Origin of the sequence: Noviherbaspirillum sp., assembly GCF_036563305.1 — a bacterium.
GTDB lineage: Bacteria > Pseudomonadota > Gammaproteobacteria > Burkholderiales > Burkholderiaceae_D > Noviherbaspirillum.
The window spans coordinates 111,206-125,425 of the sequence record NZ_DATCMQ010000004.1; the positions used below are offsets into that span (position 1 = coordinate 111,206).

13 protein-coding genes are annotated in these 14,220 nt (G+C 65.8%); 3 read left to right on the forward strand and 10 right to left on the reverse strand.

The genetic code is table 11. The annotated features are described in order from the left end of the window. Positions 1-30 precede the first annotated feature (30 nt). The 5 genes from VIM12_RS01470 to mnmC form a co-directional block, all read right to left on the reverse strand. Complete coding sequence (locus tag VIM12_RS01470) at positions 31-861, reverse strand: DUF4142 domain-containing protein (protein ID WP_331939830.1); 831 nt, start codon at positions 859-861, stop codon at positions 31-33. A gap of 436 nt (positions 862-1,297) precedes the next feature. Next, a complete protein-coding gene (locus VIM12_RS01475) occupies positions 1,298-2,872 on the reverse strand; it encodes a SpoVR family protein (protein ID WP_331939831.1) in 1,575 nt (524 codons plus the stop codon). Then, on the reverse strand, positions 2,869-4,134 hold the full coding sequence (locus VIM12_RS01480) for a YeaH/YhbH family protein (RefSeq protein ID WP_331939832.1): 1,266 nt from the start codon (positions 4,132-4,134) through the stop codon (positions 2,869-2,871). The genes VIM12_RS01475 and VIM12_RS01480 overlap by 4 nt, the downstream gene beginning before the upstream one ends. A 115-nt stretch (positions 4,135-4,249) precedes the next feature. Continuing rightward, positions 4,250-6,172 carry a PrkA family serine protein kinase gene (locus VIM12_RS01485; protein WP_331939833.1) on the reverse strand — a complete coding sequence of 641 codons (1,923 nt, stop codon included), beginning with the start codon at positions 6,170-6,172 and terminating at the stop codon, positions 4,250-4,252. Between the two features lie 552 nt (positions 6,173-6,724). Further along, positions 6,725-8,668 carry a bifunctional tRNA (5-methylaminomethyl-2-thiouridine)(34)-methyltransferase MnmD/FAD-dependent 5-carboxymethylaminomethyl-2-thiouridine(34) oxidoreductase MnmC gene (gene mnmC / locus VIM12_RS01490; RefSeq protein WP_331939834.1) on the reverse strand — a complete coding sequence of 648 codons (1,944 nt, stop codon included), beginning with the start codon at positions 8,666-8,668 and terminating at the stop codon, positions 6,725-6,727. A gap of 155 nt (positions 8,669-8,823) precedes the next feature. Here mnmC and VIM12_RS01495 point away from each other — a divergent pair, with 155 nt between their 5' ends. Continuing rightward, positions 8,824-9,309, forward strand: a complete 486-nt coding sequence (locus VIM12_RS01495) for an SET domain-containing protein (RefSeq protein WP_331939835.1) — start codon at positions 8,824-8,826, stop codon at positions 9,307-9,309. Positions 9,310-9,316: 7 nt separating this feature from the next. Here the strand turns inward: VIM12_RS01495 and sugE are convergent, their stop codons facing one another. The 3 genes from sugE to VIM12_RS01510 form a co-directional block, all read right to left on the reverse strand. Further along, positions 9,317-9,631 (reverse strand): quaternary ammonium compound efflux SMR transporter SugE, encoded by a 315-nt coding sequence (sugE, locus tag VIM12_RS01500; RefSeq protein ID WP_331939836.1) that lies wholly within the window; start codon positions 9,629-9,631, stop codon positions 9,317-9,319. A gap of 177 nt (positions 9,632-9,808) precedes the next feature. After that, positions 9,809-10,129 (reverse strand): AzlD domain-containing protein, encoded by a 321-nt coding sequence (locus tag VIM12_RS01505; protein ID WP_331939837.1) that lies wholly within the window; start codon positions 10,127-10,129, stop codon positions 9,809-9,811. Further along, entirely contained in the window at positions 10,126-10,851 is a 726-nt protein-coding gene (locus tag VIM12_RS01510) for an AzlC family ABC transporter permease (protein ID WP_331939838.1), read from the reverse strand. The genes VIM12_RS01505 and VIM12_RS01510 overlap by 4 nt, the downstream gene beginning before the upstream one ends. Positions 10,852-11,077: 226 nt before the next feature. On the opposite strand from VIM12_RS01510, the gene VIM12_RS01515 reads away from it, so the two are divergent. Next, positions 11,078-11,986: a DMT family transporter gene (locus VIM12_RS01515; protein ID WP_331939839.1), complete on the forward strand. Its 909-nt coding sequence runs from the start codon at positions 11,078-11,080 to the stop codon at positions 11,984-11,986. Between the two features lie 64 nt (positions 11,987-12,050). Further along, on the forward strand, positions 12,051-12,533 hold the full coding sequence (locus VIM12_RS01520) for a L,D-transpeptidase (RefSeq protein WP_331939840.1): 483 nt from the start codon (positions 12,051-12,053) through the stop codon (positions 12,531-12,533). A 36-nt stretch (positions 12,534-12,569) separates the two neighbouring features. Here VIM12_RS01520 and VIM12_RS01525 read toward each other — a convergent pair whose 3' ends face one another. Together VIM12_RS01525 and VIM12_RS01530 are read right to left on the reverse strand one after the other, a co-directional pair. Beyond that, entirely contained in the window at positions 12,570-13,313 is a 744-nt protein-coding gene (locus tag VIM12_RS01525; RefSeq protein ID WP_331939841.1) for a YoaK family protein, read from the reverse strand. A 253-nt stretch (positions 13,314-13,566) separates the two neighbouring features. Continuing rightward, positions 13,567-14,163, reverse strand: a complete 597-nt coding sequence (locus tag VIM12_RS01530; RefSeq protein WP_331939842.1) for a hypothetical protein — start codon at positions 14,161-14,163, stop codon at positions 13,567-13,569. Positions 14,164-14,220: the final 57 nt, after the last annotated feature.

Consider the following 14,220-nt stretch of genomic DNA (forward strand, 5'->3'; position numbering starts at 1 on the left):
CGCATGCTGGATGAAGGAAGTGGAAGTGCCTCAGCGGCTGCCGCCGCCGCTGTTGGACGAGCCGCTGGTGCCGCTCACGCCCGACGAACCGGAGGGCGCGCCGCCGCCGGGGCTGGCCGAGCTGCTGCTCGTTGCACCGCTGCTGGTGGCGCCGGGCGAGCTGCCCGAGCCGGAGGAGCCGCTGCCGGCGGAGCCGCCGGACGAGCCGTCGCTTGCGCTGCCTGCGCCACCCGAGGAACTGCCGCTAGCGCCGGACGACTTGCCGCCCGAGCCCTTCTTGCCGCTCTGTTCCTGCGCCATCGTCAGATGCTGCTCGACGATCGGCGTCACCTTCTTCACGTGTGCCTGCAGTTCCGGATCCTTCGCGCTCTTCTGCGCCTTGGTCAGCAGCTGGTGCGTGTTCTTGTGGTCGCGGACACCGCCCTGCGCCATATACATCTTGTCGAACTTCTCGCCTTCGAGCACGGAGAGGGCCTTCATTGCCGCCTTGTGCTTGGCGTCCGGCTCGGTCGGCAGGGTCACGCCCTTGGACTGGGCCAGTTGTTCCAGCTCCTTCTGCGCGGTGGTATGGTCGTCGATCATCTTCTGCGCGAAGGCTTTCACCTGGTCGTTCTGTGACTGCTTCAGCGCCAGTTCGCCGGTGGCGATCTCGGACAGGTTGGCATGGGCGAGGTCGCGCATCATGTTCTGCTCGGCCTTGCTCAGCGATGACTTGGCGGAATCGCCCTTGGCGGCGCTCGACTGGGTCGCTCCGCCGCCGCCTGCCGGCGTCGTGCCTGCGGACGACTGGGCATGGACGGATGTGGCGCCGAACAGCAATGCCAGGGCGGCGACGCTGAGCAAATGGTGGGATTTCTTCATGTTCAGTTCTCCTTGGTAAGCAACAAAGCATTAACCTGCGGGATGAAACAGCGAGAACGTGACGCAATCCGCATGCCAGTCTTGCAAGGTGCGCATCCTCAGTGGCTTACCGGGCGATTGGCGCAGGGAAGTTGTAGAAGCGGGCAATGCACCCGGAAAAAATTACAGCGGGCGCAAGCGGACCCGCCGTGCGCGCTCCAGGCGCCGCCGCCGCGGAATGAATGAGATTGCCATGGGGACGGCGCTGCCGCCCCACTGCAAAAAAAAATGCCAGGGTTCTCACCCTGGCATCAACTCTTGCCGGATTGCTCCGGCAAGCGCCCATGAAAGAGAAGTACATAGCCAGGCAGGGCAAGCGACGAGCACAAGCCGTGCCGGTAGGCGAAGGATGCCGCGCGCCTCGCGGCGCTCCCCATAGGCGGCACCCCTGCAAGCCTCAGCTACGCTCCCTCTTTTCGCTTCTGCATTCCTGCGTATGCAACACCTTCCCGGCAGGATCGACGGTCTCCAGGACCACGTCGAATCCCCAAAGCCGGGCCACATGCTTGAGCACCTCGTCGGTCTGGCCATTGAGCGGGCGCCGCAGGTACTGGTTGTGGCGCAACGTCAGCGACCGCTGTCCGCGGGTGTCGACCGACCACACCTGGATGTTCGGCTCGCGATTGCCGAGGTTGTACTGGCCCGCGAGCTGCTCGCGCACATGCCGGTAGCCATCCTCGTCATGGATGGCCGCGATCTTCAGGTGCTCGTCCTGGTCGTCGTCCAGCACCGAGAAGAAATGAAAGTCGCGGATCAGCTTGGGCGACAGGTACTGGGCGATGAAGCTTTCGTCCTTGAAGTTGCGCATCGCAAAATCGAGCGTCTTCTTCCAGTCCGACCCCGCCATGTCCGGGAACCAGCGGCGGTCCTCCTCGGTCGGGTCTTCGCAGATGCGACGGATGTCGCGCATCATCGCGAAGCCAAGCGCATAGGGATTGATCCCGCTGAAGTACTTGCTGGTCACCGGCGGCTGGTAGACGACATTGGTGTGGCTTTGCAGGAACTCCATCATGAAGCCGTTGCCCACCACGCCCTCGTCGTACAGCTGGTTGAGGATGGTGTAATGCCAGAACGTCGCCCAGCCTTCGTTCATCACCTGGGTCTGCCGCTGCGGGTAGAAGTACTGCGAGATCTTGCGCACGATGCGCACCACCTCGCGCTGCCAGGGTTCCAGCAGCGGCGCGTACTTCTCGATGAAGTACAGCAGGTTCTCCTGCGGCTCGGCCGGAAAACGGCGAACCTCCTTTTCCTGCTCCACGACTTCCTTGCGCGGCAGCGTGCGCCACAGGTCGTTGACCTGGGACTGCAGGTAGCGCTCGCGCTCCTCCTGGCGCTCGCGCTCCTCGGCCATCGACAGCTTGGCCGGGCGCTTGTAGCGGTCGACGCCGTAGTTCTGCAGCGCATGGCAGGAGTCGAGCAGCAGCTCCACCTCCTCCACGCCGTAGCGCTGTTCGCACTCGGCGATGTAATTCTTGGCAAACACCATGTAGTCGATGATCGCTTCCGCGTCGGTCCAGGTGCGGAACAGGTAATTACCCTTGAAGAAGGAGTTGTGGCCGTAGGAGGCGTGGGCGATCACCAGCGCCTGCATCGTCAGGCTGTTCTCCTCCATCAGGTAGGCGATGCAGGGATTGGAATTGATGACGATCTCGTAGGCCAGGCCCATGTGGCCGCGCTTGTAGCTCTTCTCGGTTGCCAGGAACTGCTTGCCGAAGGACCAGTGGCCGTAGGAGACCGGCATGCCGACCGACGCGTAGGCATCCATCATCTGCTCGGCGGTGATCACCTCCAGCTGGTTGGGATAGGTATCGAGGCCGAAGTCCGACGCCACCCGGCCGATCTCGGCGTGGACCTGCTCGATCAGTTCAAAGGTCCATTCGGACTGGTCGGGCAGGCGGAAGCGCTGCGCCTTCTTGCGGCCGGGCTTGCGTGCCGTTTTCCGGCCCGGATCTGCGGTGATGGTTGTCGTCATTTCGGCTGCTTCTTGAACAGTTCACGGAATACCGGATAGATGTCTGCCGGCGACTCGATTTTCTGCATCGCGAAGTGCGGGCACAGCGGCGGGATCTGCGTGTATTCCTCCCACAGGTTCTGCGGCTCGCCCTCGGTGATCTCCACGTAGGCGTAGTACTGCACCATCGGCAGGATGCGGCTGAGCAGGAGCTCGCGGCAGGTGGTGGAGTCGTTGTCCCAGTTGTCGCCGTCCGATGCCTGCGCCACGTACACGTTCCAGTCGCTGCTGGCGTAGCGCTCCTCGACGATCTTGCCCAGCAGGTGCAGGGCCGAGGACACGACGGTGCCGCCCGACTCGCGCGAGTTGAAGAACTCGTCCTCGCTGACCTCGGTCGCCTGCGTATGGTGGCGGATGAACACCAGCTCGATCTTCTCGTAGGCCCGTTCGAGGAACAGGTAGAGCAGGATGAAGAAGCGCTTGGCGGCATCCTTCTTCTGCTGGTCCATCGAGCCCGACACGTCCATCACGCAGAACATGACCGCCTGGCTGGACGGCTTGGGCACCTTGATGCGGTTGCTGTAGCGCAGGTCGATCGGATCGAGGAAAGGAATCGCATTGAGCTTGATGCGCAGCGCATGGATTTCCTTGCGCAGCGCGAGAATGCGGTGATCGTCCTCGAACGCGGTGCGCGACAGCTCGGCCATCTCCTGCTCCGCCTCCTTCAGTCGCTTGCGCGACTTGCCGCCGACCGCGATGCGGCGGCCGATCGCACCCCGCATCGAGCGCAGCACGTGGATGTTGGTCGGCGTGCCGGAGATGGTGTAGCCCGCGCGCTGGGTACGGAACTCCGTGATCGACTTCAGCTGGGTCTTGACGAGGTTGGGCAGTTCGAGGTCCTCGAAGAAGTAATTCATGAACTCTTCGCGGGTCAGTTCGAAGGTGAAGTCGTCCTCGGTGATCTCCTCGCTGTTGCCCGCACGGCCCTTGCCCGATCCGCTGCCGCCCTTCGGCCGCTGCACCAGGTCGCCCTTCTGGTATTCCCGGTTGCCCGGGCGGACCACTTCCCAGACGCCGCCCTGCGCGTGGCCGAAGCTGGGTTCGTTGATGTCCTTGACGGGGATGGATATTTTCTCGCCCTTCTCGATGTCGGTGATCGAGCGGCCCTTGATGGCGCGCGCAACGGCATCCTTGATCTGGCCCTTGTAGCGCCTGAGGAAGCGCTCGCGGTTGCCAGCGGACTTGTTCTTGCCTTGCAGTCGCCGGTCGATGAGGTAAGCCAAGATGCCTCCTGATACTGTATGGGCGTTCACGCTCCCGCGCCGCCCGGCGGCGCGGGAGCCAGCGCCGCCTGCGTGGGCGGCGCCTTATCTACAACGTCGTCGGCGCGGCGTCAGGTCACGAGGACTTGCGTACGCGCAGGTACCACTCGCACAGCAGCCTGACCTGCTTCGCGGTGTAGCCCTTGGCCACCATGCGCGCGACGAACTCCTGGTGCTTGTTCGCATCCTCGGCGCTGGCCTTGGCATTGAAAGAGATCACCGGCAGCAGGTCCTCGGTGTTGGAGAACATCTTCTTCTCGATCACCGTGCGCAGTTTCTCGTAGCTGGTCCAGCTCGGGTTCTTGCCGTTGTTCTGCGCGCGCGCCCGCAGCACGAAGTTCACGATCTCGTTGCGGAAGTCCTTCGGGTTGGAAATCCCTGCCGGCTTCTCGATCTTCTCGAGTTCGTTGTTCAGCGCCTCGCGGTTGAAGCTCTCGCCGGTGTCCGGATCGCGGAATTCCTGGTCCTGGATCCAGAAGTCGGCGAAGGTCACGTAGCGGTCGAAGATGTTCTGGCCATACTCGGAATAGCTTTCGAGGTAGGCGGTCTGGATCTCCTTGCCGATGAACTCCACGTAGCGCTGCGCCAGGAAGTCCTTGATGTAGGACATGTAGCGCTGCTCGACCTCCGGCGGGAACTGCTCGCGCTCGACCTGCTGTTCCAGCACGTACAGCAGGTGCACCGGGTTGGCCGCGACTTCGGTGTTGTCGAAGTTGAAGACGCGCGACAGGATCTTGTAGGCGAAGCGGGTCGACAGGCCGTTCATGCCCTCGTCGACACCGGCGTAGTCGACATACTCCTGGCGTGACTTCGCCTTCGGGTCGGTGTCCTTCAGGTTCTCGCCGTCGTACACCTGCATCTTGGAGAAGATGCTGGAGTTTTCCGGATCCTTGATGCGTGAAAGCACCGCGAACTGCGCCATCATCTTCAGGGTGCCGGGCGCGCACGGTGCATTGCCCAGCGAGGAGCCGCGGATCAGCTTGTCGTAGATCTTCATCTCTTCCGACACGCGCAGGCAGTACGGCACCTTGACGATGTAGATGCGATCGAGGAAGGCTTCGTTGTTCTTGTTGTTGCGGAAGGCCTTCCACTCCGACTCGTTCGAGTGCGCCAGCACCACGCCGTCGAACGGAATCGCGCCGAAGCCCTCGGTGCCCTTGTAGTTGCCTTCCTGCGTGGCCGTCAACAGCGGGTGCAGCACCTTGATCGGCGCCTTGAACATCTCGACGAATTCCATCAGGCCCTGGTTGGCGAGGCACAGGCCGCCGGAATAGCTGTACGCGTCGGGATCATCCTGCGAATAGTCTTCCAGCTTGCGGATGTCGACCTTGCCTACCAGCGAGGAGATATCCTGGTTGTTCTCGTCGCCGGGCTCGGTCTTGGACACGGCGATCTGCTTCAGCACCGACGGATAACGCTTGACCACGCGGAACTGGTTGATGTCGCCGTTGAACTCGTGCAGTCGCTTGACTGCCCACGGGCTGGGGATGGTTTTCAGGTAGCGGCGCGGAATGCCGAAATCTTCCTCGAGGATCGCGCCATCCTCCTCCTCGCTGAACAGGCCGAGCGGCGACTCGTTTACCGGCGATCCCTTGATCGCATAGAACGGCACCTGCTCCATCAGCGATTTCAGCTTCTCGGCGATCGACGACTTGCCGCCGCCTACGGGGCCGAGCAGGTACAGCACCTGCTTGCGTTCTTCCAGGCCCTGGGCCGCATGGCGGAAATAGGAGACGACCTGTTCGATGACCTCTTCCATGCCGTAGAAGTCGCGGAAGGCGGGATAGATCTTGATGACCTTGTTGGCGAAGATGCGGGAGAGGCGAGAGTCGTGACGAGTGTCGAGCAGTTCGGGTTCGCCGATCGCGGCCAGCATGCGCTCCGCGGCGGTTGCATATGCAAGGCGATCGCGCTTGCACAGCTCCAGATATTCTTGCAGTGAGTATTCCTCCTCCCGAGTCCTTTCATACCGTGCTGCGTAGTTGTCAAAGATTTTCATGGGGTTCCTTTGATATGGATCTACGGGGTACAAGCCGGGGCGGATGTTCGATTGGATTTCCAACCCGCAATTTAATAATACGCCCGCTTGCCTGGCGTACATAGGAGAATTTCCGACTTTTTTTATGTGTGTGAAACGCTTGCAAAAATAGCTTCTCAAATCCGCTATTCAATTGATTATTCTTCTGGTGCAGTGCGCGTTTGCCCTGCTCCCATGCGGGGAAAACGCGGATGCACCCGCCTTTCGCGACCGCTGTCGGAAGGCGCAGCGACGCGTCGAAAATGCCACACCGGATTTGTCGTATCGCCGTTCTCACGGCGACGCAGCTTTTTTCTTGCGGAATGGAAAACTTCACTTATATTGATAGCTGCACCGGCGCAGGCAATGCCGGATGCGCGCGCTTTTCCCACCGATTCTTCCCTTCCTGACACTGCCTTTTTTTTGTGCACGCTGCCCGCATGCGCGCGTGCGCTTCCCTGCCCGGAAACGGCATGCTGCGGAAGATTCGATGGCGTGCGGGGATGCGCGGGAAATGCGCGCGGGAAGAATGGGTCAGCCGGTGTTGCGCCGCCAGGCTTTCAGTGCGAAGCGGGCGGGATCGAGCGCGGCGACCAGGTCGTTCTCGACCGGCAGCGGCTCGCTCTCCAGTTGCGCGGCCAGCAGCTCGGCGGCCAGCGGCGCCCAGATGATGCCGCGCGAGGCGTAGCCGAGCAGGCCATACAGACCGGGCAAGCGTGGTACGTCGCGCAGGCGGCTGCCGGAGATGCGCCCCGCCGGATCGGGCAAGGCGCCGGCAAGCGGCAGCCGATCCGGCGCCACGCTGCGAAAGGCGACACGGCCAGTCAAGGCACGGCCGGTCAAGGCACGGCCAGTCAAGGCACGGCCGACCATTCCGTCGCGGTCTTCCAACGACAGCATCTGCGCCAGGCGCTGCAGGTTTTCGCCCTGGCTCGATTGGCGCAGCGCCGGATCGCCGTCGAAGTCGTAGGTCGCGCCGGCGCAGCAGATGCCACCGACAGGCCGGGTGAGATACGCCTCGCCGCACAATACGACCGGCAGGGCCGGGAGTTCGGCTGCGTCGAGATGGGTGATCTGGCCACGGATGGACGCAAGCGGCAGGTCGCGGGTCTGCGGCAGCAGCGCCGCGTTCGTCCCGCTTGCAACGATGACCACCGGTGCGCGCGCAATCTCGGCGCCGGTGTCGTCGCACACGCGCCACGCGTCTCCGTCGTGCTGCAGCGCCTGCACGCTGCACGAGAAGCGCCGCTGCAGGCGCTCGCCGCACGACGCCAGCATGGCGGCGCACAGGCTGGACGGCGTGACCCAGCCGCCGCGCGGGAACAGCCAGCCGCCGTGCGCGCCGGGGTTGCCGCTCAACGCAGCGGCCTGGGCGGCGTCGACAAAACGGGCATAGTCGGCTGGCAGGCCGAGTGCTTCGACCGTCTCCCGTTGCAGTCGCGCATGGTCCGGGTCGCGCGCCAGTTGCAGCACGCCGCAGGCTTCGCCGGCGAACGCCCGCCCGACCCCGCCGAGCCGCTCCCACAGGTGCACGGTGAACAGGAAGGCGGCGCGCGCCAGGCGTGACGGCAGGCTGTCGTCGCGCGAGAGCAGCGGCATGGCGATGCCGGCCAGGTTGCCCGACGCTTCGGCGGCCGGCGCGGGATGCCGTTCCACCAGCGTGACTTCCCAGCCGCGCGCGGTGAGGCGTTCGCACGCCGCGCTGCCGCCGATGCCCGCACCGATCACCACTGCCCGGCGTTGCGGCGGCGGCGCTGCGGGCGGCAGCGGCCAGCGCGGTGCATAACGCGCCGCCAGCATGTCGCGCTTGCGGCCGAAGCCCGGGCGCTTCTCGCAGACGAATCCGGATCCGGACAGCGCACCGCGCACCGCCGCTGACACGGTATACGTGGCGGCGGTGGCCCCGGGTGCCGCAAGCCGGCGAAGTCGCGACAGCACCGCCTGCGACCACATGTCGGGATTGCGGCTGGGGGCGAAACCGTCGAGGTAGAAGGCGTCCACCGCGGCGTCGATCTGCGGCAGGCAGTCGGCGACGTCGCCGAAGACCAAAGTGAGCGTGATGCGGCCGCCATCCAGCAGCAGGCGATGGAATCCGGCGGTAAGCGGCGGCCACGCGGCCAGCAGTGCAGCCGATAGCGTGGCAAGTTCGGGCCAGCGGGCGTGCAGCTGCGCAAGGTCGTCCGCGACGAAAGGATGCTTCTCGATGGCGATGTAGTGCAGGCGGGCGTCGCTTGCCTCTCCGGCCTGCCAGGCCTGGCATGTGGCGAGGAAGTTCAGGCCGAGCCCGAATCCCGTTTCCAGGATGGTGAAGTCGGGTCGGCCCGCCCAGCGCGCCGGCAGTCCGTTCCCGCCCATGAAGACGTGACGGGCCTGCTCCAGCCCGCCGTCCGCCGAGTGATAGACGTCGCCGTAGGCACTGGCATAGGGAACGCCGCCGGCATAGGCGAGCGTGGCGGGAATCAGGCGCGGGCTGGACATGGTGCGGTAGTGTGGCCGGAGGACGGAACGGGGGGCGTGACGACACGAGACGCGTCATTGTAGCGGCGGCATGCGGAACGTGCGCCCGTGCCCATGATTGTTTACACTGCAGCCTTTGCCGCGGCCCCGCCGCCTTTCCCCACCCGCCGAAGAACATGACCAGCACGCCTGCAGCCAGCCCCTCTCCCCTCTACAAGGTCCGCAACTCCAAGATCCACGGCAACGGCGTCTTCGCGGCGCGCAAGATCGCCGCGGGTACCCGCATCATCGAGTACGGCGGCAAGCGCATCAGCTGGAAGGAGGCGGTGCGCCGCGAGAACCTGAAGGCGGCGGACGACTTCCATACCTTCTTCTTCAGCCTGGACGACGGCAAGATCATCGACGGCGGCGACGACGGCAACGATGCGCGCTGGATCAACCACTCCTGCGAGCCGAACTGCGAGGCGCGGGAAGAAGACGGCCGGGTCCACATCTACGCGCTGCGCGACATCGCCCGCGGCGAGGAGCTGTACTACGACTACGGACTGATCATGGAAGAGCGATATACCCCGGCCCTGAAGAAGGCCTACCGCTGCCTGTGCGGCACGCCAAGCTGCCGCCAGACGCTGCTGGCCCCCAAGCGCAGGAAGAGCACCCGCTGAAGGCGGGTCAGCTCACCAGCTTCAGGCCGATCACGCCGCACAGGATCAGCGCCAGGCATACCACGCGACCGATGCCGAGCGGCTCGCCGAGCAGCGCCGCACCGAGGATGACGGTGCCGGCCGCACCGATGCCGGTCCATACCGCGTAGGCGGTGCCTGCGGGCAGGCTCTTCATTGCGATGCTGAGCAAGCCGACGCTGAGCAGCATCGACAGCCCTACCCATACCGACGGCCAGAGCCGCGAAAAGCCTTCGGTATATTTCAGTCCGACCGCCCAGCCGACTTCCAGCAAGCCGGCCAGCAACAGGATGATCCACGCCATGTTTGTCCTCATTGATGATAGGCGTGGCCGTCCACGCACAGATGCCGCGGCGGGCGCCGCGCGCAGGGTCGTCCCCGCGGTGCAGGCCCGGCCGCATTGCGCGGCCGGGCTGCCGCCAGTGTACCTGCCCTGCAAAAATCTTTCAGGCGCCGGCGGCCGCGCGCCGCCAGTCCGGCTTCATGGCAGCGCGAGCTGCCAGCCGAAGAACACCAACAGCGCCAGCACGATGGTCAGCAGCTGCCGTCCGGTGGCGGCGCAGACCAGCACCGCGACGATCGAGGCGACCAGCTGCGGATTGCGCCAGTGCAGTTCCAGCCCTTCGCCGTGCGGCGCCAGGATCATCGGCACGATGATCGCCGTGAGCACCGTCACCGGCACGAACCCGAGCGCGCGCTGCAGCAGCGGCGGAAAGGCGACCCGGCCGCCGAGGATGAAGATGGTCGCCTTGATCGCAAACGTGATCAGCGCCATGCCGAGCACCATCAATGTGTAGTTCATGCCGCCTCCTGCGCCGCGCGCGAGCGCTCCTGCCACTGCGTCAGCAGCATGCCCATCACCACCCCTGCCAGCACCGCCGACATCAGCCCCAGCTTGTAGGGAAGGTCGCGCAGCAGGAAGGCACAGGTCCCCGCCACCAGGGCGGCGGCAAGGTGCGGCAGGCGGCCGAGCTGCGGCACCACGATCGCGAGGAAGGTGGCGACCATCGCATAGTCGAGGCCGAGCGACTGCAGCTGCGGAAACACCGCGCCGAACACCAGCCCGACCAGGGTCCACAGCTGCCAGTTCAGGTACATCGACAGGCCCGAGCCGAGGAAGTACCAGTGGCCGAGTGGCGCCGCCGGGTGCTGCCGGTAATAGCCGTTCATCACCGCGAAGGTTTCGTCGGTGAGCAGGAAGCCGAGCGTCCAGCGCCAGCGCGGCGGCAGGTGCGCGACGTACGGCAGCAGCGACGCGGCATACAGCATGTGGCGCAGGTTGACGATGAAGGTGGTCAGCCAGATCACGAGCATGCCGGCGTGGCCGGCGGCGAGGCCGGCGGCGATGAACTGGCTGGATCCGGCGTAGACCCCGAGCGACATCATCTGGCCATGCCAGGGCGCCAGCGGCCCGGCGCTGACCAGGGTGCCGAAGATCATGCCGAACGGGGCGGCGCCGACCAGCATCGGCAGCGTGTCGCGTGCGCCGGCGGCAAGGCTGGATAGTCGGGTGGGATGGGACATGCGGTTTCCTTTCAGCCCGGCATGGTACTGCCTTTGTCCGCCAGGCGCTTGTACCGGTTTGCGCAAGCGCGGCGCGCGCAGGCGGTGTCGCATGCGGACGATCCGCTCACCGTCGCGTTGTTAGTTTTATTAACAACTCCTGCCAAAATATCTCGTTAGCCGTGCCCGCGGGGCGCGCCTACAATCGGCGGATTGCGCCCCCTGCCGGCACACATGAAGGACAACAATGAAAACCGCGAACATCGTCCGCCTGCTGCTGCTCGGGGCCATCTGGGGCACCAGCTTCATGCTGATGCGGATCGCCGTGCCGGAACTGGGACCGATGCTGACGACGCTGCTGCGCGCGGCGCTCGGCGCCGCTGCCCTATACCTGTTCGCGCGGAGCCGCGGCATCCGGTTCGCGTGGCGGGCCAACGCGCTGACCTACCTCGTGATCGGGTTGTTCAACACCGCGGTGCCGTTCGCGCTGTTTGCCTGGTCGGCACTGCATATCCCGTCGGCCTACATGGCGACCATGAATTCGCTGGCGCCGATCTTCACCAGCCTGTTTGGCGTGCTGCTGCTGGCCGAGCGCTTCACCCTGCGCAGGGCGGGCGCCTGTTTGCTGGGGATGGCGGGCGTGGCGGTGCTGGTCGGCGTCGGCCCGACCAGCGTCACCCCGCTGGCGGTGCTGGGCGTCCTGGCCTGCATCTGCGCCGCGGTCTGCTATGGCTTCGCCGCCACCTACACCCGGATGCGGGCCGGCCACCTTCCCTCGCTGGCGGTCGCCACCGGCAGCCAGCTGATGTCCGCGCTCGTGCTGCTGCCGTTCGGCCTGCCCGCGGCGCCGGCACTGCTCAGCGCCTCGCTTGCCGCGCTCTGCGCGGCCGCGGTGCTCGGGGTGTTGTGCACCGGCCTCGCCTATGCGCTGTTCTTCCACCTGATTGCCAGCGAGGGAGCGTCCAAGGCGATCACCGTCACCTTCCTGGTGCCGGCCACCGCCTCGGTCTGGGCCTGGCTGTTCCTTGCGGAGCCGGTCACCGGCGGCACGGTGGCGGGAATCGCAATCGTGCTGTGCGCGACGGCCCTGGCCCTCGGCCTGTCCTTCGGCCGGCTGCTGCCGTGGCGCAGAGAAACGGGACACCCGCAGCCCTGACGCCTGCTTGTGCCGGGCCGCGGCGGCTGCTATCGTAGCCGCCATCCCGGCCTTCCTTTCCCGCATGCCCCGCATCGTCATCAGCATTCCGCAGCAGGTGCTCAAGCTGTACGGCGACGACCGGCAGCCGCTGCGCAGCTATCCGGTATCCACCGCCGCCAACGGCCCCGGCGAGCGCCCCGGCAGCAACTGCACCCCGCGTGGCCGCCACGTGGTGCGCGCGAGGATCGGCGCCGGGCAGCCGCGGGGGGCGGTATTCGTCGGCCGCCGGCCGACCGGCGAGATCCACGACGCCGCGCTCGCGGCGCGGTACCCGCAGCGCGACTGGATACTGTCGCGCATCCTCTGGCTGTCCGGCTGCGAACCCGGCCGCAACCGGCTGGGACCGGTCGATACCATGCGCCGCTACATCTACATTCATGGTTGTCCGGACGACGCGCCGATGGGCGTGCCGCTGTCGCACGGATGCGTGCGGATGCGCAACGACGACGTGATCGAACTGTTCGACCTGGTGCCGGCCGGCACCGCGGTCGAGATCCGCGGATGACGCCCTCCGCGATGCGCCTTCTGGCGGGCAGCGCCCTTACTGCTGTTTCCGCTCGCTGAAGAACGGCGCCGCGGACAGGGCGACCAGGGCCAGTGCCAGCGGAACGGTGGAGGAGAAGCCGACGTACTTGAACCCGGATGCCCCCGCCACGCCGCCAAGCAGGAAGGAAAAAACCAGCGCCAGGTGCACGCGCAGCTTCTCCCGGTTGGCGCGCACCAGCCGGCGGCCTGTGCCCTCTCCTTCCCGGTTCCAGTAAAACAGCTTGCCGAGCTCGATCCCGATGTCGGTGACCAGGCCGGTGACGTGGGTGGTGCGGATCTCCGCGTTCGAGATCTTGGTGATCAGCGCATTCTGCATTCCCATCGTGTAGCAGAGCAGGATCGCGGTCAGCGACAGGTCGACCAGTTCATGCTGGCGCAGGTTGGCGCCCAGCAGGCCGAACACCAGCAGCAGCATCGCCTCCAGCAGCAGCGCCGGCATGTAGGCGTTGCGCGCGCCGTCGCGGCGGGCGTAGTTGACCATCAGCGCGGTGGAGGCGGCGCCGCCGGCGAACGCCAGGACCGACAGGAAGGCGCCGGCCACCAGCGGCAGCTGGCCAAGCACGAGGTTGTCGGCGGCCGACGAGAGCATGCCGGTCATGTGCGAGGTGTACTGGCCGATGGCGAGGAAGCCGCCCGCATTGAGCGCCCCGGCCACGAAGGCGAGCGCCGCGCCCAGGTGGAGGTTGGCGCGGGCGGTGCGCTCGTGGGCGGTAAGGGACGCGAGATAACGGATCGGCATGTGCGGGCACCTGCGGCATGCGGCCAGGCGCCGCACCTGGCGATTATAGAACCCGCGGGCGCGAAAAAACGGAGTGGAGGACGCCGTCCCCCACCCCCAAAACCTCAGGAGACACTGAGGTAATCGGAAACGAACGAGACCCGCGGACGGAAATAACCGTCCATCGTGCGGGAAATGTAGCAGGCGGCATGCCGGAGAAAATCCGGAAGAAACACGGCGCCAGCCAAGAAAATTCAGGCCGCGCGGCGGGGGTTCACTCTTTCGGAAGCGGCCCCGCGGACGGGGCGTTGCCGGCGCTGCCGGGCGATTGACCTGCCGTGGCCGGGGCATTCGTCAGCTCGGCGGCATTGAACGCGGACAGGCAGACCGCCTGCAGTTCCTGCGCGAACAGCGGGGCGAACAGGCTTTTCTTTTTCGCCCTGGTGAGGCGCGCCTTCTGCGGCAGCAGAAAATCGCCTTTCGGCGCGTCGAGCCGCAGCCACTGCAGCGTGGCCCCGGTCCGTCGCAATTCGGCCTTCACCGGGACAGGCGCCCGGCCGAAAGTGCTGGTGACCGTAACGGTCGCCACCTCGTCCGACATCGTTCCCGACAGGGAAGGCGCGACGCCCTCGTCGACGCGGGTGGCGTCGGCTGTCGAGAAGGTATGCACGCCGCACAGCCTTTCCCCCTTCTGATGCAGCTCGAGCACGAAGGTCGAGCACTTGCCGGACTCGCGCTGCACGCCCTCCGGGCACAGCCAGGCCTGCCATGCGCCGCTGAAATCGGACGTGTCGGCCCGCGCAGGGAAAGCCGCGGCAAGCAGGGACAGGGCGAGCAAGGCAGGCGGCGCATGCAGGCGCAGTGCGGTCATGGCGGAAGACGGGGAGTTGGCGGGGATTTGCCAACAGTAGCGAAGCGGCGGCGGGGC